The organism is Sporosarcina sp. NCCP-2222 (genome assembly GCF_023168145.1).
Classification (GTDB): domain Bacteria; phylum Bacillota; class Bacilli; order Bacillales_A; family Planococcaceae; genus Sporosarcina.
Window position 1 is genome coordinate 483,015 of record NZ_BQYK01000002.1, and the last position, 22,580, is coordinate 505,594.

Annotated in this window: 20 protein-coding genes; 10 read left to right on the top strand and 10 right to left on the bottom strand. The window is 46.7% G+C overall.

Features of this window, described 5'->3' with window-relative positions:
• Positions 1-25 precede the first annotated feature (25 nt).
• A complete protein-coding gene (locus NCCP2222_RS06420) occupies positions 26-1,963 on the top strand; it encodes an elongation factor G (protein ID WP_248510685.1) in 1,938 nt (645 codons plus the stop codon).
• An 84-nt stretch (positions 1,964-2,047) separates the two neighbouring features.
• Entirely contained in the window at positions 2,048-2,638 is a 591-nt protein-coding gene (locus tag NCCP2222_RS06425; protein WP_248510686.1) for a DUF6434 domain-containing protein, read from the top strand.
• Here NCCP2222_RS06425 and NCCP2222_RS06430 read toward each other — a convergent pair.
• Both NCCP2222_RS06430 and NCCP2222_RS06435 read right to left on the bottom strand, forming a co-directional pair.
• On the bottom strand, positions 2,616-3,227 hold the full coding sequence (locus NCCP2222_RS06430; RefSeq protein ID WP_248510687.1) for a class I SAM-dependent methyltransferase: 612 nt from the start codon (positions 3,225-3,227) through the stop codon (positions 2,616-2,618). The genes NCCP2222_RS06425 and NCCP2222_RS06430 overlap by 23 nt on opposite strands.
• Before the next feature lie 111 nt (positions 3,228-3,338).
• Positions 3,339-3,680, bottom strand: coding sequence for a thioredoxin family protein (locus NCCP2222_RS06435; RefSeq protein WP_248510688.1), 342 nt, complete (start codon positions 3,678-3,680; stop codon positions 3,339-3,341).
• 226 nt (positions 3,681-3,906) lie between these two features.
• On the opposite strand from NCCP2222_RS06435, the gene NCCP2222_RS06440 reads away from it, so the two are divergent.
• Complete coding sequence (locus NCCP2222_RS06440) at positions 3,907-4,107, top strand: hypothetical protein (RefSeq protein ID WP_248510689.1); 201 nt, start codon at positions 3,907-3,909, stop codon at positions 4,105-4,107.
• A 42-nt stretch (positions 4,108-4,149) separates the two neighbouring features.
• On the opposite strand, the gene NCCP2222_RS06445 is transcribed toward NCCP2222_RS06440, so the two are convergent.
• A complete protein-coding gene (locus NCCP2222_RS06445; protein WP_248510690.1) occupies positions 4,150-7,206 on the bottom strand; it encodes an efflux RND transporter permease subunit in 3,057 nt (1,018 codons plus the stop codon).
• 194 nt (positions 7,207-7,400) lie between these two features.
• On the opposite strand from NCCP2222_RS06445, the gene NCCP2222_RS06450 reads away from it, so the two are divergent.
• From NCCP2222_RS06450 to NCCP2222_RS06460, 3 genes are read left to right on the top strand one after another with little or no spacing between them, the layout of a single operon-like run.
• Entirely contained in the window at positions 7,401-8,186 is a 786-nt protein-coding gene (locus tag NCCP2222_RS06450; RefSeq protein WP_248510691.1) for a class I SAM-dependent methyltransferase, read from the top strand.
• 25 nt (positions 8,187-8,211) lie between these two features.
• The gene (locus NCCP2222_RS06455; RefSeq protein WP_248510692.1) at positions 8,212-9,069 is read left to right on the top strand and encodes a helix-turn-helix domain-containing protein; all 858 of its coding nucleotides are present in this window, start codon (positions 8,212-8,214) and stop codon (positions 9,067-9,069) included.
• A 51-nt stretch (positions 9,070-9,120) separates the two neighbouring features.
• Complete coding sequence (locus tag NCCP2222_RS06460) at positions 9,121-9,501, top strand: VOC family protein (RefSeq protein ID WP_375709163.1); 381 nt, start codon at positions 9,121-9,123, stop codon at positions 9,499-9,501.
• 38 nt (positions 9,502-9,539) lie between these two features.
• Here NCCP2222_RS06460 and NCCP2222_RS06465 read toward each other — a convergent pair whose 3' ends face one another.
• The 5 genes from NCCP2222_RS06465 to NCCP2222_RS06485 form a co-directional block, all read right to left on the bottom strand.
• Positions 9,540-10,811, bottom strand: a complete 1,272-nt coding sequence (locus tag NCCP2222_RS06465) for a cation:dicarboxylate symporter family transporter (protein WP_248510694.1) — start codon at positions 10,809-10,811, stop codon at positions 9,540-9,542.
• 117 nt (positions 10,812-10,928) lie between these two features.
• A complete protein-coding gene (locus NCCP2222_RS06470) occupies positions 10,929-11,834 on the bottom strand; it encodes a response regulator (protein WP_248510696.1) in 906 nt (301 codons plus the stop codon).
• Between the two features lie 3 nt (positions 11,835-11,837).
• On the bottom strand, positions 11,838-13,106 hold the full coding sequence (locus NCCP2222_RS06475) for a sensor histidine kinase (protein WP_248510698.1): 1,269 nt from the start codon (positions 13,104-13,106) through the stop codon (positions 11,838-11,840).
• A 30-nt stretch (positions 13,107-13,136) separates the two neighbouring features.
• Entirely contained in the window at positions 13,137-14,312 is a 1,176-nt protein-coding gene (locus tag NCCP2222_RS06480) for an MFS transporter (RefSeq protein ID WP_248510700.1), read from the bottom strand.
• A 15-nt stretch (positions 14,313-14,327) separates the two neighbouring features.
• A complete protein-coding gene (locus tag NCCP2222_RS06485; RefSeq protein ID WP_248510706.1) occupies positions 14,328-14,753 on the bottom strand; it encodes a MarR family winged helix-turn-helix transcriptional regulator in 426 nt (141 codons plus the stop codon).
• 689 nt (positions 14,754-15,442) lie between these two features.
• On the opposite strand from NCCP2222_RS06485, the gene NCCP2222_RS06490 reads away from it, so the two are divergent.
• Genes NCCP2222_RS06490 through NCCP2222_RS06505 form a run of 4 tightly spaced genes read left to right on the top strand, consistent with a single transcriptional unit; the run spans position 15,443 to position 18,922 of the window.
• Positions 15,443-16,384, top strand: a complete 942-nt coding sequence (locus tag NCCP2222_RS06490; RefSeq protein WP_248510715.1) for a metal ABC transporter solute-binding protein, Zn/Mn family — start codon at positions 15,443-15,445, stop codon at positions 16,382-16,384.
• Positions 16,384-17,112, top strand: coding sequence for a metal ABC transporter ATP-binding protein (locus tag NCCP2222_RS06495; protein ID WP_248510717.1), 729 nt, complete (start codon positions 16,384-16,386; stop codon positions 17,110-17,112). The genes NCCP2222_RS06490 and NCCP2222_RS06495 overlap by 1 nt, the downstream gene beginning before the upstream one ends.
• A 2-nt stretch (positions 17,113-17,114) precedes the next feature.
• Positions 17,115-18,041, top strand: coding sequence for a metal ABC transporter permease (locus NCCP2222_RS06500; RefSeq protein WP_248510719.1), 927 nt, complete (start codon positions 17,115-17,117; stop codon positions 18,039-18,041).
• Positions 18,042-18,043: 2 nt separating this feature from the next.
• Entirely contained in the window at positions 18,044-18,922 is an 879-nt protein-coding gene (locus tag NCCP2222_RS06505; protein ID WP_248510722.1) for a metal ABC transporter permease, read from the top strand.
• A 52-nt stretch (positions 18,923-18,974) separates the two neighbouring features.
• Here NCCP2222_RS06505 and NCCP2222_RS06510 read toward each other — a convergent pair whose 3' ends face one another.
• Together NCCP2222_RS06510 and NCCP2222_RS06515 are read right to left on the bottom strand one after the other, a co-directional pair.
• On the bottom strand, positions 18,975-19,421 hold the full coding sequence (locus tag NCCP2222_RS06510) for a hypothetical protein (RefSeq protein ID WP_248510724.1): 447 nt from the start codon (positions 19,419-19,421) through the stop codon (positions 18,975-18,977).
• A gap of 24 nt (positions 19,422-19,445) precedes the next feature.
• On the bottom strand, positions 19,446-22,565 hold the full coding sequence (locus NCCP2222_RS06515; RefSeq protein ID WP_248510726.1) for a DEAD/DEAH box helicase: 3,120 nt from the start codon (positions 22,563-22,565) through the stop codon (positions 19,446-19,448).
• Positions 22,566-22,580 lie beyond the last annotated feature (15 nt).

A 22,580-nucleotide genomic window follows, 5' to 3' on the forward strand; every position in this document is an offset into this window, starting at 1 on the left:
AAGCTGAAACAACGAGGTGTACACGATGTTTAAAACGATAGGAATTCTTGCGCATGTTGATGCGGGCAAAACAACATTTTCAGAGCAGTTGCTCTTTCACACGAACAGCATCCGGACGCGGGGACGGGTCGATCATCAAGATACTTTCCTCGATAACCATGAAATCGAGCGAACCCGCGGCATCACCATCTTTGCAGAGCAAGGAAATTTCACATACAACGATTCCATTTATACAATAATTGACACGCCCGGCCATGTCGATTTTTCACCGGAAATGGAACGGGCCATTCAAGTAATGGATTTTGCCATCGTTTTGATCAGCGCAGCAGATGGCGTGGAAGGACATACCGAAACGGTTTGGCAACTCCTGCAGAAACATCGGATTCCGACCTTCTTTTTTCTCAATAAAATCGATCGGGAAGGCACTGATATTCCCGGCATCTTAAATGAAATGAGCATGTCCTTTACAACGGAACTTCTGGATTTATCCCAATTAAAAGATGGAACCTTAACTAACGAACTCATAGAGTTTATTGCAGAAAGAGACGAAGAGCTTTTGGAGCGTTATATGGATGGGGAGTATGATGAGGATGCATGGATGAAGGCACTGAGCCGCATGATCCAGGAGCTTCAAGTTTTTCCGTATGGCTGCGGCTCCGCGTTAAGAGATATTGGAATCCAAGAGTTTTTTGACGCTTTTGACCGCCTTACCGAGACAAATTACTCCGCGGAAGGTGAATTGGCGGCAAGGGTCTATAAAATTCGGCATGACGAGAACGGCAGCCGGGTAACATTTTTAAAGCTAAAGAGCGGCACACTCCATGTGCGTGATGAAATTACTACCGCCACAGCGGTTGAAAAAGTGACCCAGTTGAGACGCTACAACGGGAAGAAATATACGAATGACGATCATGCGGTTGCGGGTGAATTGATTGCCGTGACGGGGCTGGCTGAATCCGCCATCGGGGATGGAATCGGAACAATGCAAGACTCCGCTTCCTATGATTTGATTCCCACGCTGCGATCCAGCGTCCGTTTTGATCCGTCCATCCCCCTGAAGGATATGCTGCACGCCTTCCGCACATTGGATGCGGAGGATCCATCCTTGCAAGCCGTCTGGGATGAGCATGTTCAGGAATTGCATGTCCATGTGATGGGCGTCATTCAACTGGAAGTGCTGAAGCAAGTCGTTCGTGACCGGTTCGGCTACGCCATTGATTTTGGCCAGCCGACTATTCTTTATAAGGAAACAATCTCAGCACCCGTGAACGGCTACGGGCATTTTGAACCGCTCAAACATTACGCGGAAGTGCATCTTAGAATCGAACCAGCAGAACGGGGTGCAGGCATTTCCTTTGCAAATGAATGCCACGCGAACGACCTATCCGTTGGCAATCAAAACCTGATCAAGCATCACATCTTTGAACAGGATCATCATGGTTTATTGACAGGTTCGGCACTTACTGACGTGAAAATTACATTGCTGACCGGAAAAGGCCATAATGAGCATACATCCGGGGGCGATTTTCGGGAAGCCACATTCCGTGCGTTACGCCAAGGGCTTGAGAAAGCGGCCAATGTCCTGCTCGAACCGTATTATGACGTAAAAATCAAAATAGACATGGATCACATCGGACGTGTCCTTTCGGATATCCAGCAGGCGCACGGCACGTTTGATCCTCCTGAAACACTCGGAGACAAAACCATCATCACCGCCCGCGTTCCCGTCGCTACCTTCATGAATTACAGCACAGTATTCGCTTCGTTCACGAATGGCAAAGGTGCGATGACACTAAGGTTCAGCGGCTACGACGTCTGTCATAATCAAGAAGAGGTCATTGAACGGATTGGCTACAATAAAGATGCCGATCCAGAGTACACGTCGTCATCCATTTTCTGTGCTAAAGGGAAAGGCTATGCAGTCCCTTGGGATGAAGCAGAGGAAGCGATGCATTTATTATGAAACGAGGCCACCTTTCCTTAGGTGGCCTTTTCTGTATTGAACAAAACGAACTTATGTTCTATTATATGAAGAGGAGGTACGTTCATGAGACCAATCTTACATATAGATCTTTCAGTTGAAGAGTTCTTGGATTATTACTGGCTAAAAGCAGAACTTCAGGAGTTTTGCCGGGGAAACGGACTGAGCGCGGCAGGATCAAAAGGGGAAATAACCGACCGCATCAGTACGTTCCTGCGAACCGGGGAAATAATAAATCCGATACGCCAGGCAACTGCTCGGCCAAAGAAACAACAAGAATTAAACCTTGATACGGTCATCACAGCAAACCACCGATGCAGTCAAAATGTACGGGCTTTTTTTAAAACGGTCATCCCGGCTTTTCATTTTTCAACGTTCATTCAACATTACTTTAAGCAAAATATCGGTAAAACGTATCGGGATGCAGTGACGGCTTGGCGCGAGGAAGAGGAACGAAAAAAAGACCCTTCCTACAAAAGGGACATTGCTCCCCAATTTGAATACAACCGATTCATACGCGACTACTTCGCGGATCCGAATAACAAGGGCAAAAGCCAGGCGGAAGCCATTAAAGCGTGGGATAACTGTAAACGCCTGCCAGGAAGCCGTACATACCATTCTTTTTCTTCAACTGTCATGACTGAAGCCGATAAATGAGAAAGCGTTCGTCCTCATTATGTTCATAGATTCCGCCCAATTTGATTTCTTTGAGCAAATTGAAAGCTGTTTTGGTTTCAAGGTATTGTACGTAATCCATGGATGGGTAATACAAGATGAGATCGACCGGCCGCCCGTGATCCTCAACTGATTCCAATATGCGGCCGACGACCTTAGTGAAGACTTGCACAGAAAACGGATTGAAGAAGTAGAAGCGGTTATCGGTCGGTTCCACTTCAAACGCTTCCGCGTAACAACGTTCAAAATGAAGCTGCCCATCCTTTTTTCTTTGCACCTTGCCGCGATAGTGATATAGATTCGTCAAGACATCCTCGTACAATCGGCCATTCATCTCAATGCCGGTCACTTTACATTGAAAACGGTTGTGGACGTAGAAGGAGACCCGTCCTTTGCCACATCCATAATCGACGAATCCATCCGCTTTCAGAAGCTCGTAGGCGCAGAACAATTCGTCTAATGCATCATACGGAGTCGCTTCATACCGGTTATAGTGCGGGGACTGACTTAGCAATTCAAGCGTCCCCTCTGTTTTGATACGGAGTTGATTGTCCATTTCCTTGGCATTCATCACAGGCGCCTCCCTTTCTTCTTTTCATTGTACAGAGGGAACCACCTGGCGGTCGAGTTTGGGACAATAAAAAAAGCGCTTGGAACTTTTCATTCCAAACACTTTTTTGAATCAAAGAACTTCTTCTAGAAAATCAAGGAATTCTTGACGATTTAAATAGCCAATAAACGTTTTGACAACTTCACCGTTTTTGAAAAGATACAACGATGGGAAAGAGTTGATGTCATATTTTAATTGTACCGGGTTTGATTTCGCTTCGAAATCTTCATATGTAACCCAGTGTTTAACGAACTTTACTTTATCGGATAAATCTTCTGCCACATCTTCTAAAACCGGTTCGAATGCTTGGCATGGACCGCATTCATCTGTGAAGAAGTCAACAAATACCGGTAATTCGCTTTCCAATACTTCTTTTTGAAAATCCTCTGCTTTAACTGTCAATACGTGAGACATTATAATTTCCCCCTATTCCAAAATCACTTTGAGTGTTTCCTTGAATCCGGATTTCTCAATACTTGTACTCTAACGGGAATTGAATCGGACTACAATAGAGTGCGTTAAAGTCATCCTTTTTTAGGTTAATTCGGTCAGAAAGGACAGCTTTCCTGGCGTTTGTTCCGTTCATATGGCATCTCTATTTTATGGACTTAAACATATATTTGGCGTCCGGGGTTGTTATTTGGCGCGGGTCAAAGGTTTATCTGGAATTAAACCGGTTTCTGGCGTTCGTTTTGACATTCTGGCGTTCAACCTGGTTTTCTGGCGTTCGCCCCGATATTCTGGCGTTCAGCTCGACTTTCTGGCGTTCGCCCTGATATTCTGGCGTTCAACTATTATTTGGCGCCTCTTGAACTCGATTCACTCAAGAGAACCAACCTAACCCCTGCCTGCACAAAATGGCAGGCAGGGGCTGTAAGATGAGTTATTTCACAAATTCCGGCACGCTATTCGATAGCGCTTTGTCTGTCACCTTCTCTGTTTCTTTCACGGCGACTGTGCGTCTAGTGACAAGACGGTAGACTGCCGGAATCAACAGCAAGGTAATGATAGTGGCAAACAGTAATCCGGAGATGAGCACTGTAGCGAGCGGTGCCTGGTAATTGCCGGACGCGCCGGATGCCAGGGCGAGTGGGAGCATGCCGCCTACTGTTGTCAGTGTCGTCATGAAGATGGGACGGATCCGCTGCTTCCCTGCTGCGACAAGCGCTTCCTCTACTTGCATGCCTTCTCTGCGTAATTGATTCGTCCGGTCAATGAGCAGGATGGCATTGTTCAGGACGATGCCGATGAGCATAATGACGCCCATTCCGGATAATAGATTGAGTTCCCGCTGCGTCAGGAAGAGGCCGACAATGACCCCGATAATGGCCATTGGAATGACGGACATGACAATCAGCGGATGGCCGAGGTGATTGAATTGAACTGCCATGACGAAGTAGACAAGGAACATAGCGATGCCAAGCACGATTGCCATTTCCATCATCAGCTGCTGTTGTTGCTCGATGTCGCCGCCCGCGTCGATTGCATAGCCAGCTGGCAGATCGAACGCATTGATTACCTTTTGGACGTCCCGATTAATCGTGCCTAAGTCTTTGCCTTCGATATCAGCGCCAATTACGATAAAACGCTCTCCATCCATATGTGTGATTTCTTTTGGTGTCTGAACCGATTGGAATTCAATTAATGAGGAGAGCTTCCTATCTCCCGCCGCTGTCGGAATCTCCATGTTCAAAACATCATTTGCGGAGTTTGTTTTGGTTGCCCATCTGACCATCAGAGGGATTTGTTCCTCGTTATAGGCCATTTCACCGACTGGCATGTCAATGAATGCTTGCTGTAGAAATTGTTTCACCTGCATTCTGGTTAATCCCGCTTCTTCAATTGCGGACTCTTTCAAAACGACCTGTTGCTGCTTCTGGCTGTTCTCCATGGAATCCGTGATGCCGACAAGCCCTTCAATAGATGAGAGCTTTTTTATGAATTCCTTCCCGATTGATTGCAGCTTCGAATAGTCTTCCCCTTTAATCACCACTTGGACAGGTGAGCCGCCTGAACCATCCATTGCACTTTGGACATTCTTAATTGGCATTTGTTCCGTTAATGCCCGTAATGATTTTAGAATTTCTTCGTTTACTTGTTTTTGTTCCGTCTTGATCGCTTCGCCTTTTGTCATATTAATTATTCCGATGAGCAGATTCCCGTTGTCGATAAGGAACGTAGAGTCTACATCGTCGATGGCGCCTAACTGCTGTGATACTTTTTGTACGACTTGCTCTTTTTCATTGCCTTCCACACCAGGTTCCAATTCGATGAGGATTTCTGCATATCGATTGAAGATATCCGGCATAACGGTCATCGGGATTTTATTCACTAGCGTGAGCGAACCTCCAAATAAGAGTAGGAAAAGGACAATGACAAGACCGCTTCTCCACTTCTTACCGACAATCCAGGAAATCGAGGCACCATACTGCCTCATGACTTTGCCCTCCGCCTTTCCTTTCGTCGATTTTCGGTAGCGTAAAAACCGTTCTGAAAGCGTCGGAATGATGGTAAAAGCGACAAGGACGGAACTGATCAATGTCACCGCCACAACGATGGACAAAATGATCATGAACTGCCCCATATCTCCTCCGATGAAACCGATCGGCAGGAATACAACAATTGTTGTCAGCATGGAGGAAATGACAGCGCCTGCGACCTCTTTTGTTCCAACCAGAACGGCATCGAGTTTGCCTAAACCGAGTTCCTTCTGCCGATAAATGGACTCCAATATGACAATTGAGGAGTCGACCATCATGCCAATGCCAAGCCCAAGACCGATAAGCGTCAGCATATTCAAGCTATAGCCCAGCAGGTAGACCGTCAAAAATGTCAGCAAAACAGACGTCGGGATGGAGATGCCGATAATGAGCGTCGCGCGGACGTTTCTCAAAAACAGCAATAAGATGGCTACCGCCACAATACTTCCGATCAAAATATTATCTGCCACGCCATCAATCGACTCTTGAACGAAGTCGGCTTGCGCCACCATTTCATTCAACTCAAAGTCTTTAACCAGTCCTTCCTCCTGGATTTTATCCACTTCCGCCCGGACAGCCTTTGCCATATCGAGCTGGGTGGCGCCGTTCGCCCTTCCGATTTGAATAAAAATCAAGTCTTTGGAGCCGTTCTTCCATACATAGGATGCATTCTCAAGCGGCTCAATGGAGATCGAAGCGATGTCGCCAAGAGGGATGTTCCCTGTAGCAGTTGGTATCTCCACTTTGCGTAAATCCTCTACATCCTCCACTTTTGTTTGCCAGCGAAGCAAGGAACCATTCCCATCCTCGGCCTCCAGCTCGCCAAGTGTCATTTCCGAATTCCCTTCCGAGATGCTTCCAATTACATAAGAGGCATCTATACCAAGCTCCGCCATCTTTTTACGATCCAATTGGATAGACACTTCCCGCTCCACTGTTCCAGATACATTGACTTCCTGTACTTCTTTCAAGCTTTCCAATCTAGGTTTTAACACTTGCCGTGCGAAAGAGGACATTTCCTCCATCTCACCGCCGGAAGCTTCCATGAAGAACTCATACCCTTGCCGCACCCCATATTGGCCCGTGTAAGCTTCTTTAATTTCCGGATGCTCCGCACGGAGGCTGCTCACAACCCGCTCCACTTCCTGAATGGCTTCCGCTCCTTTTCCTCTGGCGAAAACCATATCCAACTGCGTGCCACCTAGTTTTGTCGTGGACTGAACCTTCTCCACATCACCGAGCGCCTGCAATTTCTGTTCTAGCGTGTTAGTAATTCGCTCTTCTATGTCAATCGCAGCCATATCTCCCGCCTCGATGACGATATATCCGCCGTCCGTTCCGACAGATGGCATGATCTCTTTGTCGAGACGGAAAACGGCTAAGACCCCTAACAAAATGATCATGGTGGATAATAACCCGACCAACACCTTTTTTTGTACGATGCTTTCTAAAATTTTCACAAGTAAACCCCTTCCATTCATTATCAACTGACTGACTTAACCGTACCACCTGCGGCCAGCACTCTATAACGAGCCACCGTCCGATTTCTCATTCAGCCTTAGGTCGTAGATTCAGATAAGTGACACTTTCTCGTATAATGGGTCTACTCAGAAAGGCACTTTCCAGTTAAGATTAGGAAAAGGAGGGGTTCGTCATGGAAGTGGATTTTGGAAAAGTGGCAAAAAGTTATGCGCAGTCTCGAAACGATTTGCCGGCTGAACTGATATCCGGCTTGCACGCAAGAGGCGTGGATTTTCCCAAGAAGCGAATAGCAGATTTAGGTTCCGGAACAGGCGTACTGACTCGTTTGTTGCAGAACCAAGGAGCCTATGTCACTGGTATTGAACCCTCTAGCGAATTGATTGCAGAAGCCCAGCGGATTGATGCAGAGAAGGGAAATGAAATTGAGTATGAGAATCAATTTTCTGAGGCCACGGGGCTGCCGGACTCTTCATGCGATATGACCGTTGCGTTACGCGCTTGGCATTGGTTCGACCGTGAAGCCTCCTTGCGTGAAATCAAGCGAATCCTGAAACCACATGGACAGCTGATTGTCATGGACTCGGGGTTTATGACCATCGATCCGATTGTCACCCAATCCATGGACATTCTAAAAGACCAGGTACCTGCGGGTCTTATCAAACCGGCTGGTTCAAAAGCAGAGGCCTCCCAGTTCATCAACAGCTTCCCTGTTGAGTGGTTTGAAGAATGGAAGCAGCACGGTTTTGATTTAATGGACACGTACAATTTTGAGTACACCGTTTCCTTCACAGCGGCTGAATGGGGAGAAAGGCTACGTTCCCTTTCCTGGTTTGTGAATTTGATGGAAGAGGAACGGTTGTCCCTTACTGAAAAAGTGAGCTCAGCTCTTTCATCTGTTCACGGTACCCAGCCTTTCACTATTCGACATCGTTTTTATATCGCCATACTCCAGAATTAATGACAAGTAGGTTGGTGCCCGAAACATGAAAAAAGACGAATCGACCAATTTCATACTTCATGCCAAAAGTGATGAGTACTATTGGGAAGGAGATGGGCAGCTCTCCATCAAAACCTTCTCTGGAGGACGAGCCCTATACAAGACAGATACAGGATTTTTCGCCGTGGAGGAAAATCGTTATTTATTGCTGAATGAAGGGGACTATACAATCGCCATTGACGAGGTGGAAGAGATCGAATCGTTCTGTCTCTTTTTTAGGCATGGTTTTGCCGAGGAAGTTTGCCGGACGCTCACAGACACCACTGATCAGCTATTGTCCGATCCGTTTCGAACGAAAGACATGATTGGATTTTTCGAGAAAACATACGAAATGAATGCCGGCTTCTTCCGCCATCTTCAAATAATGAAACAACACTATCCAGATAACAAACACGACCCGCTTTGGCTGGAGGAGCAGTTTCATCGGACCATGCTTCACCTTGTATCGGCTCACCAGTTTGCAGGGAAAGAGATGGAATCGCTACAAATGCAGCGAACCTCCACTAAAGAGGAATTGTACAGACGGATTGCGATCGCCGATGATTTCATCCGTGCATTTTACAAGGAGCCGATTCAGTTACAGGATATTGCTCAGGCCGCATACATGTCGACGAATCATCTACTGCGGTCCTACAAGCAGGTTTATGGTAGAACGCCTTACCAACAACTGTCCGCGCTGCGCATTGCAGAGGCGAAGAAACGATTGGCTGAGCTTGAATGGACGGTCACCGCCATCGCACACGAACTCAGTTTTCAATCTTCCGCTTCCTTCAGCAAAGCATTTAAACTAGCTACCGGCCACTCCCCTATCGACTATCGAAAAAAGGTGATTTTGGACAAGTAGGCTTTAAAATAATTCAGTAAGATAAACATAAGAAGGAAAGGAGTGATGAGGATGAATCAAACAATTAATAAAATCGGGCAGATTGCTGTACCGGTGAAAAATTTTGAAAGAGCGGTCTCTTTCTACGAAAACGTCCTCGGCGTGCCGAAGCTGTTCGAGGCAGGCCAATTGGCGTTTTTTGATTGCGGGGGCGTGCGTTTGCTACTGAGCCCTCCAGAAAAAGAGAAATTTGCGAATGCCAGCTCCGTTATTTATTTTCACGTGGAACATATTGACGAAGCGTATGCTGATTTCAAGGAAAAAGGCGTTCATTTTACAGATGAACCACACTTAATCGCCAAAATGGGCCAAACGGAAACATGGATGGTCTTCTTTACGGATACAGAAGATAACACGCTTGCCTTAATGAGTGAAAAGGTTGTAGCTGAATAACAAAAAGGAGCCCGATCGATGGATGGGCTCCTTTTTGTTTATGCTTCTTCCGCAGTCTCGAAGTATGTCTTTTGTTTTTGTTCATCAAAACGGCCTTCCCATTTCGACATGACAACCGATGCCAGCGAGTTGCCGACAACATTGACGACGGTACGGGCCATGTCGAGAATCCGGTCGATTCCCGCAATAAATGCCAACCCTTCAAGCGGAATACCAACAGTACCGAGGGTTGCGAGCAAGACGACGAAGGAAACACCCGGGACTCCTGCGATCCCTTTTGATGTGATCATTAAGACGAGCACGAGTGTAATCTGCTGCATGATGCTCAAATCGATATTATACATTTGTGCAATGAAGATGGCCGCGATGGCCTGATACAAGGTGGACCCATCGAGGTTAAATGAGTAACCTGTCGGCACGACAAAGGATACAACATCCTTTGGACAGCCGATCTTCTCCATTTTCTCAAGCACTTTCGGCAAAACTGTTTCCGAGCTTGATGTCGAATAGGCGAGAATCAACTCGTCCTTCAATACTTTAAAGAGGAAGAAAATGTTGAACCCTACAAGTTTCGCTATTCCGCCAAGCACAACGATGATGAAGAACGCCATAGCTGCATAGACGAGGATAAGCAATTTTCCAAGCGGCAGCAATGAAGATAAACCGAACTTCGAAATCGTTACACCAATTAAAGCGAATACGCCAAATGGAGCAAATCGCATGATCAAGTTGGTTACCCAGAACATCGTATCCGCAACACCTGAGAAGAACGCCAGCACCGGCTTTCCTTTTTCTCCGATCGCTGCTACGCCAAGACCGAAAAGAACCGAGAAGAAAATGATCGACAGCATATTGCCTTCCGCCATTGCTTGAATGATGTTACTTGGCACAATATTGACAAGTACATCCAAGAAGCTTTCATGCTGCACTTGCTCTGTCGTCTGGACATATTGGTCGATATTCCCCTTGGAAAGGGCTGACATATCTACCCCAACACCCGGTTTAACAATATTTGCAGCCAACAGACCGACCACAATCGCTATCGTTGTGACAATTTCAAAATAGATGAGTGTTTTCCCGCCCAGTTTCCCAAGCTGCTTAATATCACCTGTTCCAGCAACCCCAAGGATGAGCGTCGAAATGATGATTGGCACTACAATCATCTTAATCATATTAATAAACATCTTACCGATTGGATCTAAATATGTCTCTACAGCCGGATTTCCGTAAAAAATGGCACCTACTATGATACCTAACACGAGACCGATTAAGATCTGATACGCCAGTGGAAGTTTGAACAACTTTTTCATCTATAGGTCACCTCTTTCGTTTTGCAAACGCTTTCTTTTCAAAAGAATCTTATATACTACAATAAAGGTAACCTACAAAAAACGACGCAATCCGACAAATCAGGATTGCGTCGCTTATTATATTTTTTCAAATCGGGAGGCTCCGCTTTGCTTTTCCATTGCCTCAATACTTAGCACTTGAATGAATTTCTTGCTGTTCACTTTGATTTTCGGGAGTGGATCATTCTCTTCCATCGCATTTACGAGCAAACGGATATCCTGCAAGTCGAAGTAGCGAGGCCCATAATACTCGAATTCCGGCAGCGTGTAGTCTAGTACAGCGAGCGACGCGATATGTTCCATTGCTGCGTGGACAGCCCGCCGGATGCGCTGCTCAATCGCTTTGCTTTCTTTATGCAACGCTTCGCCCTCATATCCTTTTTGACGGGCGGATTGTTCGTATAACTCCTTCAAAGGAGGAAAAGAAACAGTGGATTCATCGCGAGATACCGCTAATTCTACTAATGAAATCAAATCGTCACTCCCCGCTTCCCCGGCGATTCCCATATCTTTCAATATGGATAATACGGTTCCTCTAAGCTGGACCGGTTGGCGGGCATTTTGATTTGTACCAAGATGAGATAGCGATTGCTGAATCGTCAGTAAGGATTGCTTGAGCCTCGCTTGCTCCGCTGTCCTGTTCAAGACACTTTGCACCTCGACCCGATTAATCGGCTTATGGATAAAAAACTCGATGCCAAGTTGATAGGCCTGGCCAACCATTTCTTTATTATCCACTTGGGAAATCATGATGAATTGTCCCCTGTAGCCCAGTTCCTGCAAGCGTTCGATCATTTCCAAACCGTCCATATCAGGCATGAGCAAGTCGATCAACACGATATCAGGCTGAAGCGTCATCACCGTTTGGATGGTAGAAGAGCCACCGCCTTCTTCCCCAATGACCATGCCAAGACCGCCCTCAATTATGATCTGCTTCAACATGGCACGGCTCGCCCGGTCATCGTCGATAATGAAATAACGCATTGTCTACTCAACCCGTTTCTGAATGTTTTTACAAGGTAATGCTATAGTAAAGACGGTTCCCTGTCCATTCGACTGTACTTCTATTGTTCCCTCTAAAGATTTGACAATATCCTTTGCGTGGGAAAGACCAATTCCCGTCGCCGCCACGCCTTGCTCATTGTATTTAGTCGTAAAACCGGGTTCAAAAATGATTGGCAGCAAATCCTCCGGAATGCCTTTCCCCGTATCCTGAACACGAATTACGAGCTGGCCTTCATCCATTTTTGCGGCAATACGAACCTGCCCTTCAGCAGGCATTGCTTCCACCGCATTCGCCACTAAATTATTGATGAGGGCGAGCAGTGCTGTCGCTGAATCTGTCTCCATATCTATAGTGGAGTCCACTTGGAACGATACTTGCTTGCCTAAATATTCGGCGTATGTTCCGTTTGCGTTGACGACAAAACGGAGCAGTTCCGACAACTGGTAGTTGTTTTTGCTATCTGGCCGATTCAGCTTCGTCAGTCCAGTCAACACGCGTTGCGCATCCTTTTTCACTTCATGGATTTCCTGCGCAATTGACAGCGCCTGCCTGCTATACGCGGCCAGTCCATCTGTTTTCAATTTTTGATATAGATCATGGCTTGCCAGCGTCACTTGTTCTATATGTTTCATCGACTTTTCAATATAAAGCGTTTCTGTATAAAGACCTGAATTCACTTCCATCATTTCTTGGATGCGCTTTTTTTGTTCATTCACTATCAACGCACTGTAAAGCCCGATGGCAAAATAATTCCGGATGATCGCGACTCCAATCAACAATAACCATTCTCCCATTCCAAACGAATAATGCGCCACCCATACTGAACGGATCAGGTGCTCTGTCGTATTTCCAGCCAGTTCTACGAAAGCTGCCAATCCACCTAAACGCAATGGGGATGTCTGGGGGAATCTTTTTATTAACAAATGCAGACCCGCCGCATATATGAAGTAGAAAGCGAAGGCAGGCAAATGTTCCCGCACACTTTCTGCAAGCTCAAGGTGGCCGGACATCCCGTCCCCTGCCACCCGCAATAGAACGACAACAACCCCGGTCATGATTCCTGTCTGAATCAAAGACCGGGGAGGCCGTATGAGAATGTATAAGAAAAACGAAATGCTGCCCAGCCCGAAACGGAACAGCTCCCCATTAAACGGGATGACTTTAATTTCACTTGCAAAAGCCGTCAAGAAAGCAATGACAGCCATCTGCAGAATCTCTTTACGCCGGGTTGGCCGCGCATGGTCTCTCATGTTTTTCACCTGTCTATCCTAAACTTATTGCTACGCTTCCATCGTACCTTTTCCACGTCTCCCGAACAACAAAACAAAGACGAACAAGGAAAAAAGCACAACGGCAGTCAACGTCAAATACATGCCGCTATAGCCTGTGTGAGGGATGACCTGACCTAAGAAATAGGGGCCAAAACCGAAGCCGCAATCCAAAAAGATATAGAACGTCGAAGTGGCTACACCGATTCGATCCATTTCAATCCCTTTCAAGGCGATAGCTTGGGCACATGATTGGAAGTTCCCAAAGCCAAGCCCGATAATCGCGCCTGCCGCAAGCAGCATGAAGCCATTATGTGCTTGGCTCAGCAGCAATAGACCTCCAGCAAACAAGATCAATGCAGGATAGACAATAAATTTCGCACCCTTTTCATCCAATAGTTTGCCTGAAAAAGGTCGTGACAGCAAGACAACGAATGCATACACAAGGAAGAAAAAGCTTGCCGCTTTTACGACATCAATTTCCTTCGCGTAGAACGACAGGAACGAAAGAACACCTGAATAGGATAGTCCAACGAATAAAGTAATAACCGAAATAGGCAATGCTCTTTTTTCGATAAACTGGGAATGGCTTTTTTCCTTTACACGAACAGTAGCCGGTGCAGTTTCTTCTTCTCTTACAAAGAAAAACATGAGCATATTAATAACACTCAACACGAGGCAAAGCCAAAATATCACTTGGAATGGATAGTGCTGGCTCATGAAAATTCCGAGGAATGGACCGATGGCTGTGGAAAGAACTGTACTCATACTAAAATAACCGATTCCCTCCCCGCGGCGGGTCGGCGGAATAATTTTTGCCACCATCGTTCCAGTCGCTGTGGAGGCAAATCCGAGTCCGATACCGTGAATGAGACGTGCAGCCAGAAGAAAAGGCAATGTAACCGCGCCAAAATAAAGACCGGTCCCAATTAAAAAAACCACTAATCCGATAAATAGCAGTTTCTTGCTGCCGATTTTGGCAATTAAATTACCTGAGCCAATTCTTGCAATCAATGTTCCGATGATAAAAATTCCTGACACGAGACCCGCTGTACTCGTAGAAGCTCCAAACTCTTCAACTGCGTAAGGTGCTATAGTCACCATGAGTAAATACATGACAAGCATGATAAAGAAATTGATGATCGAAATAATAATAAAATCCTTTGTCCATAAACTTTGTTTTTCCATCGACTCACTCTTTCGTTAGTTTAGATTTTCTTGGATGTTTTTCAAGACGGCCGTGGCGATTTCTATGTTGTCAGCAGGAACGCCCTTTAAAAAACCTTTGTATAACGTATCCAGTTTCCCCATAATCTCATGGCATGCTGAACTGCCGGATTCCGTCAATCGGATCCATTTTTCGCGCTTGTCCTGCCCCGGATGTACTTCGATATATGTCAGCTCCTCCAGACGCTGCAGAATTTTGGTGACACTCGGTTTTTCCACCTGCTGCCTTGTTGCAATTTCTGCCGGTGTCATGTCGCCCTCTTGGAAAAGTAATTTTAGGATGGTCCACTGCGAATTAAATAATCTGTATTCCGCAAGGACGGCATTTATTTCATTTAGCATCGGACGATGCACTTTGGCGTATTGCCCGAAAAACTGCAATTCCCTTGTTGTAATGTTCAACGCCCCCTCATAAATAAAATCATTAGTTAGCCTAATTAACTATACTAGTTAATCATAATTCAATTTTATTGTCCAGTATTAAATATTTCCTGCAGTAACAGTTAGTTAAGCAATACTCTGATGATGAATCCCTATCTATTTCTACTCATAGCTATTGACAAATTTTATTTATCGTATTATTTTTAACTTACTAATAGTTTCCTTTGGGAAACTTATTACATTACCTAAAGGAGTGATGATCTTCGACTGTTTACGAAATAAACGATACCGCACGCACAGAAAAGCTTACTACTCTCAATTGTGCTTTTCACAAGTCTCCATAATCCGACATATAGTAAAGACAGTCATTACAAATGTGGAGGCCTTAGGTTTTCTTCTCAAAAAAGCTAGGCAGTAATACCGGCTGGCTGACTGCTTCATCTACTATTCAACAACCTTTCAAAGTGTTTCCCTGTCAGCGGCTTGATTCCTATATATTGCCCTCGCTTTTCGTTCGTGGTACAAAACTTTCGATCCTATTCCCAAAATGAGACCGGCCATTCCGTAATGAAATATAAAGAAGAAGAATCTTCGTTCAGTCGTTTTGTTCGTCTTTGAAATTCCGAAAATGAATTTCGGCCTGTAAATTTTTTTATTGTATTTGTTGCACAAGGGAAACACTATGACCATTGCTGTTAGGAGGAACGGAAATGAAGAAGAAGTACGGCGTATTATTAAGTGCCCTATTCTCAGCGCTGCTTATGTTAGGGGCTTGTGCAGAGAAAAAAACGGATGAAGTTGACACAGAGGGGAAAATCCATATTGTAACGACTATCGCTCAAATCGCAGAGCCGCTTTCCATTATCGGAGGCGAGCATGTCGCTATAGAAAGCTTGATGGGTCCCGGCGTTGATCCCCATTTGTATAAGGCAACGCAGGGAGATATTAAGAAGTTGGAAGACAGCGATATGGTGCTGTACAGTGGCTTGAATTTGGAGGGGAATTTGATCCAGGCATTTGAAAAAATCGGCCAAAAGAAGCCCGTTCTTGCCATTTCCGAAGCTATTCCCAAAGAAAAGTTGTTGCATGATGAAAATGGAGCCATTGATCCACACGTCTGGTTCGATATTGAACTATGGAAGATTTCATTGGAATCCGCGACGGAGGAGCTGAAGAAATTTGCACCAGATCATGCTGACGAATTTGAAGCCAACAAAGAGAAGTATTTTATAGAGCTGAATGACTTGCTTGATGAATCCAAAGGAAAAATCGCCGAAATCCCGCAAGAAAAACGGGTACTTGTGACTGCTCATGACGCATTCGGCTATTTCGGCAGAGCATATGATTTGGACGTTGTCGGCCTGCAAGGGTTAAGCACAGAAGATGAAATCGGCATTTCCGACATTGATGATACGATTGCCATCCTGCTCGATTATAAAATCCCTGCGGTTTTTGTGGAAAGCAGCATTAACCAAAACTCCATTAAAGCCGTAGTTGAAGGGGCTGGCAAAAAAGGGCTGGATGTCAAATTAGGGGGGGAAATATATTCTGACGCGATGGGTGATGCGGGTACGCCAGAAGGCACGTATATCGGAATGTATCGACATAACATTACGACCATTCATAAGGCACTATTAGGGGAGGGAAATTGATGTCAGTCCTGAAAGTGGAAGATTTATCTGCTTCCTACCGAAAAAACAAAGTGTTATCTGATGTGAATTTTAATGTGAAACCTGGATCTCTGACCGGTATCATCGGTCCGAACGGTGCGGGCAAATCAACCTTGCTGAAAGTGATGCTGGAATTGCATCCTTCGCTATCGGGCAAAGTTTCGTTTTTTGATTCAACATTGGCAAAGACCAAAAGGCGAGTCGGTTATGTACCGCAACGGGGTTCCGTCGACTGGGATTTCCCAACGAATGCCCTTGATGTTGTGTTAATGGGACTGTATGGGAAAATCGGCTGGTTCAAGTGGCCGTCTAAACAAGATAAGGAATTGGCATTGGAAGCCCTGGCTCAAATGGGTATGGCCGACTATGCCGACCGCCAGATCAGCCAATTGTCGGGCGGGCAGCAACAGCGTGTCTTTCTAGCACGGGCTCTTGTTCAGGATGCCGATCTCTATTTCATGGATGAACCGTTGGTCGGTGTGGACGCAGCGACGGAAACGGCCATCATGACGACGTTAAAACGCTTGAAATCTGCGGGCAAAACAGTCATGGTCGTCCATCATGATTTATTGACAGTGGAGGATTATTTCGATCATGTCATGCTGCTCAATCGGACGATCGTAGAATATGGGAAAACCGATGAAGTCTTCACGAAAGATAATGTCCAAAAGACATACGGTGGCTCCCTGCGCTGGATGAAGGAGGCGTAATAATGCTGGACATATTTTTATCTCCCAACGCCCAATGGGTTCTTTTCAGCACGTTGATTCTTGGAACGGCAGCCGGCATGGTCGGGTGTCTGTCCTATTGGAAAAGGCAGAGCCTTATGAGCGACGCCTTATCCCACGCGGCTCTCCCTGGAGTTGTGATCGCTTTTTCCATACTCGGGTATAAAAATCTGCCATTCATGATTTTCGGCGCAGCCGTCAGTGCATTTATCGGTGCTTGGCTTATCCAGTTGATCCGTTCCTCCAGCCGGGTGAAGGAAGATGCCGCTATGGGGCTTATCCTATCCGTCTTTTTCGGACTCGGCATCATGTTGCTGACAGTTGTCAGCCGAAAAGGCGGTGGAAATCAGGCAGGACTGGATAGCTTCATCTTCGGTCAAGCGGCTTCGATGGTACGGACGGATGTTTATACGATGATGGCGGTCGCCATCGTTATCATTGCAGTTGTCATTATCGGGTTCAAGGAATGGAAGCTGTTCCTGTTTGATCCGGATTTCGCAAAAGGACTGGGCTTGTCGAGCCGCCTCATGGATGGCCTTTATTTAGCGATGCTGGTGCTCGTGATCGTAATCGGCATCCAGGCAGTCGGCGTAATCTTAATGGCTGCCTTGCTCATTATTCCACCGGTCAGTGCCCATTATTGGACTATGTCCTTCAAACGGATGCTCGTGCTTTCCGCAATTTTTGGCGGTGGCTCCGGCTTGCTCGGCACATTGATCAGCACAATGGGGAAAGGATGGCCGACCGGTCCTTTCATCGTCATTGCCTCCGCTTCCATCTTCCTCGTATCGGTACTAGCAGGCACGCAGCGCGGTCTTTTGGTCCGGGCTCTTCAATTGCAATTGCAGCGGAAGCAACATCGTTTGGAAAGTCGGCCCATCCCTCGCCAGCCCGTCAAGGAGGGTAAATAACAATGAGCTATGAAGGATGGATTTTACTTACCGCAGCCTTAGTCGGCATTTCGTGCGGAGTTATGGGAGTCTTTCTCATCTTGCGCCGGATGGCGATGATGGCGGACGCTATCAGCCATACCGTCCTGCTTGGTATTGTCACCGCCTATTTGATCACCCGTGAGCTGAGTGGATGGCATATGCTTGTTGGGGCTATCATCGCAGGGCTGCTGACTGCCGTTTTCGTTCAGTGGCTTCACTCACTCGGCGTGCAGCAAGATGCATCCATCGGCGTTGTCTTTACGACCTTATTTGCAATAGGCGTCATTATGATAGCCACGAAAACAGGAAACGTCCATTTGGATGTCCAGCATGCTTTGATGGGCGAAATCACCTTTGTCCCTTGGCAGACAATGGAGATCCCACTGCTTGGCGAAGTGCCGCAGGCGACTTTCATACTAAGCATTGTCCTTGCGATTGTATTGGTGATGATTTTGGCATTTTATAAGGAATGGAAGATTACGACGTTCGATGCAGCGCTTGCGGCTAGTCTCGGTATTCCGGTCATGCTCATGCATTACGTCTTCATGACTCTTGTCTCGATTACAACAGTAGCCTCCTTTGATGCAGTCGGTGCCATTATGGTCGTCGCTATGCTAATCACGCCAGCTGCCGCCGCTTATCTCTGGACCGATAAACTGTCAATCATGCTCGTTCTCAGCGCCGTCTTCGGCGTCCTTTCCGCAATCGGCGGATATTACATCGCTTCATGGATCGACACATCCATTTCCGGATCCATGGCGTTCGCGACCGGCATCCTATTCCTAATCAGCTTTATCGGCTCGCCGCGTCACGGATTCATTTCCCGCTATATCCGTCCTGTCACACTGGCGAAGGAATAAAAAAAGATGAAGGGGATTTGTTCGAATCCCTTTCATCTTTTTGTAGTAACGCTCATTGGCAGGCCGTGCCATCCGTTGCGCATAGTTCCTTATACGCGAACGCTTTCAAAGCAAGCAGCTCCTCTTCGGACAGGCGGCTTTGCAACTTGTTCATCAATTGCTGCTGTTCTGCCGCTGTCATCCCGTTTCTTGCCTGGCTTTGCAGTTCATTGAGCTCAGACACATTGAACTTCTTCAAGAGAGCCCTTGTCGCCTCCTCCTTCGTTTGGAAAGGCAACTTCGACGGATCCGCATTTTTTCCTTCCTCAATGAACGCCCGCAGCTCCGGATCGTTCTTCACTTCCTGTCTGATGACATCCATCTGGCCACTTGATTCCAGTTCCGTCGTCACCTTGTCCATCACCTGGTCGGCAATAAGGTTAGTTCCAATAAAATACACACCAATGGCGAGAAGGCCCAAGACGATGACAGTGGTAATGAGAGCTTTTAGAAATCTCATATCCGTTCTCCTTTACTGCTTCATTCACGTTAACAATTCCACAATGTCTTCCTCAGTCAAGGACATTACCGAATTTCCTTGCGAATCAATGATTTCTTCAATTAAGTTCCGTTTCTTCTCCTGCAGTTCATTCATCTTGTCCTCAATCGTGCCACGGGCAACGAGTTTGATCACTTGTACCACCTGTTCTTGGCCAATCCGGTGGGCCCGGTCTGCCGCTTGTTCTTCCACCGCCGGATTCCACCATAAATCATACAAAATGACGGTATCAGCCCCGGTCAGATTGAGGCCTGTTCCGCCTGCTTTCAATGAAATCAAAAACAAATCACGCTCTCCAGCATTGAATCGCTGGCATAGCTCGAGCCGTTCTTCAGCAGGCGTCTGGCCATCGAGGTAGAAAAAGGGCACCCCTTGAAAAGCCAAATCCCTGCCGATCAAATCGAGCATTTTGGTGAACTGAGAGAAGATGAGAACCCGTCTTCCAGCCAGTTGAGATTCCTGGATGATCCGCTTTAGCTGTTCGAATTTTGCCGAGCTCCCTTTATAGCCGTCGACGAATAAAGCGGGATGGCAGCAAATTTGTCGCAGCCTCGTCAAACCGGCAAGAATCCTAATTTTATTCTTCCGGAGTGTGTCCTTATCGAGATGCTTTAGCGTATCATGCCGCAATTTTGCCAAGTAGGCCGCATAGAGCTTCTTCTGCTCTGGCAGCAGTTCCGCAGAATCAATCGTTTCTATTTTCTCCGGCAGCTCTTGCACAACATCTCGTTTCATCCGACGAAGAAGGAACGGACGAATCCGACGGGCGACATCTTTTCGCTGCAGCTCACTGAACTCACGCAATCCCCCGAATAATTCGGGCAAGATGACATGGAAAATGGACCATAGTTCTTCCAGCGCATTTTCCACGGGCGTTCCAGTCAACGCAAAACGATGCGTTGCCCGTATTCGTTTCACTGACCTCGCCGTCATCGTAATCGGATTTTTGATTGCCTGCGCTTCATCCAGAAAGATCGCATGGAACGTCAACTTTTCAATCCACTGGATATCCCTTCGCACCAGGGGATAGGAAGTGATGATGACATCTGCCTCTTCGTCCAGCTGCCATAACTTCATCCGCTTTTTGCGGTCACCGTCCACGATGACAGCTTTCAAGGCAGGTGCGAACTTCTCCACTTCTTGCTTCCAATTATAGGTGAGAGAAGAAGGGCACACTATGAGGACAGGCTGTTTCCTGCGGCGGATTGCAGCTTGCTCAGATAGGATGAAAGCAATGCTTTGCACCGTCTTGCCTAGCCCCATGTCATCTGCTAAAATGCCGCCTGCTCCGAAAGCAGCTAATGTTTTCATCCAGCGATAGCCTTGCTTTTGGTACGGCCGTAAAACGGAATCCAGTAATTCAGGAACAACAATGCTTTCTTCCGGATTTTTCAGCTTGTCGAGGAATGCCCTAGCGGATTCCTCAACTGAAAATGCCTCCGCCTCTTCTCCGGAATGCAGCAACCGGATGCCACGGACAAAAGGAACCGTCAGCCCTTTCTCCAAGTCTTCCAGGCTTTCCGGGAGTTCATTCATCATCTGCTGCAATCGCTCAAATTCTTTGGTTTCCAATGAAAGAAGCGTACCGTCCCGCAACCGGTAGTATTTTCGCTTCTCTTCAAGAGCCGCCAACAAAGAACGGATATCCCGGTCTGCAATGCCATCCATCTCAAATTTGAATTCCAGCCAATTGGTCCGGTCCTCAAAGGCTTTCACACGGATCCGCGGCTGCGGGTGCCCTTTGAAAATCCGGTTTCGGATCGCGGTTGTTGCATAGACACGAACATGTTGTTGGAGCTTCGGCAGGATATGATAAAGAAAGGCATACTCCAATTCTTCATTATGCAGGAAATAGCCTTCGTCTGTTTCTGCAAACTGGCTTTCTTCCATGTGCCGTAAAATGACCTCTTCCTTTTCAATGTCCCGCAGGACTGTCGCCTTTTTCGGCAGCTCTCGATCCGCAACAGGATTAATGACAATGTGGCCATACTGAAACTCCAAACCGGCCAATAGGCGGTTATTTAACCGGTCGATGTACAGCTTCGCCACTAATGGGGATTGGACCAACCGGCTCGTAATCGACGCATCAATCTCAACATGGCCAATGCTTCGAAGACCCGGAACGACTTTCTCTAGGAAGAACCCGACTTGTTCATCCGGAATGGCTATATGCCTCGCTTGCGCGGTCTTCAGCATCCGTTCCAAATCTGCAAGCCGTTTGCAATCTTCGGGCGCAAGCCGAAAAATATTTCCTCTTTGTACGACTGTTCGGTATGCTTCCAAAATGACCACTTCATCCATACCGTCTATTTTCAGCAAATGGGCATTGGTTTTTGATTGTCCGAAATGAAAACGAATCGGCAACGTGCCTTCCTTACGCTGAAATGGGTACCTATCTTCTGCCGTCTCTACGTGAACCTCGGTCTTATCCAGCAACGGCAGTAATGCATCCCATGCATAAGGAGGAAGAACCAGCAAGGAATCAGGGATCGTGATGTCCTCATGTTGATCTATTTGAATCGCAATAAGCTGTTGCAATACGGCATCCGTTTCTGCCAGGAAGCAGTGGATATGCGGATCGTACAACTCACTCGGCAGGCCTCTGTCCAGTTGACGGAGAAAACGCCCAATGGGTTCCACCTTATGATCACCAAACCAGATTTCCACACCGAGAAGCGGCCCTTGGCTTGTCACGTTCGGTTTAAGGATAAATTGCAATGACTTTACCTGGCGTCTTTCAAAATGCCGTTGATGTTTACTAGGCGGGGCGGCAGGTTCTTTAAAAAGAGTGATCAATTCATCCGCCAGTTTTGCGCCATTCCCTTCCTGTTGCGCAATGGCAAGCAGGACGGCAGCGACATGCTGGCATTCGTATTTGTACGAAGTACCAAGCGAAGGACAGCTACATGACGTTTTCATTTCATTGCCAGCAGTGAATTCAATCTTCACTTGGAACGGCTCGTTGCCGTGTACAATTGCTTCACAGCGACCGGAATCCAGAATGGCAATGGAGACTTTACCTGACTGAACATACGACTTCCCTCGCCGATATGACACAGTACCGCATAAATCCGTCACCTTTTTATCTGTAATGACTGGAATCATTCTTCTCGCCCCCTG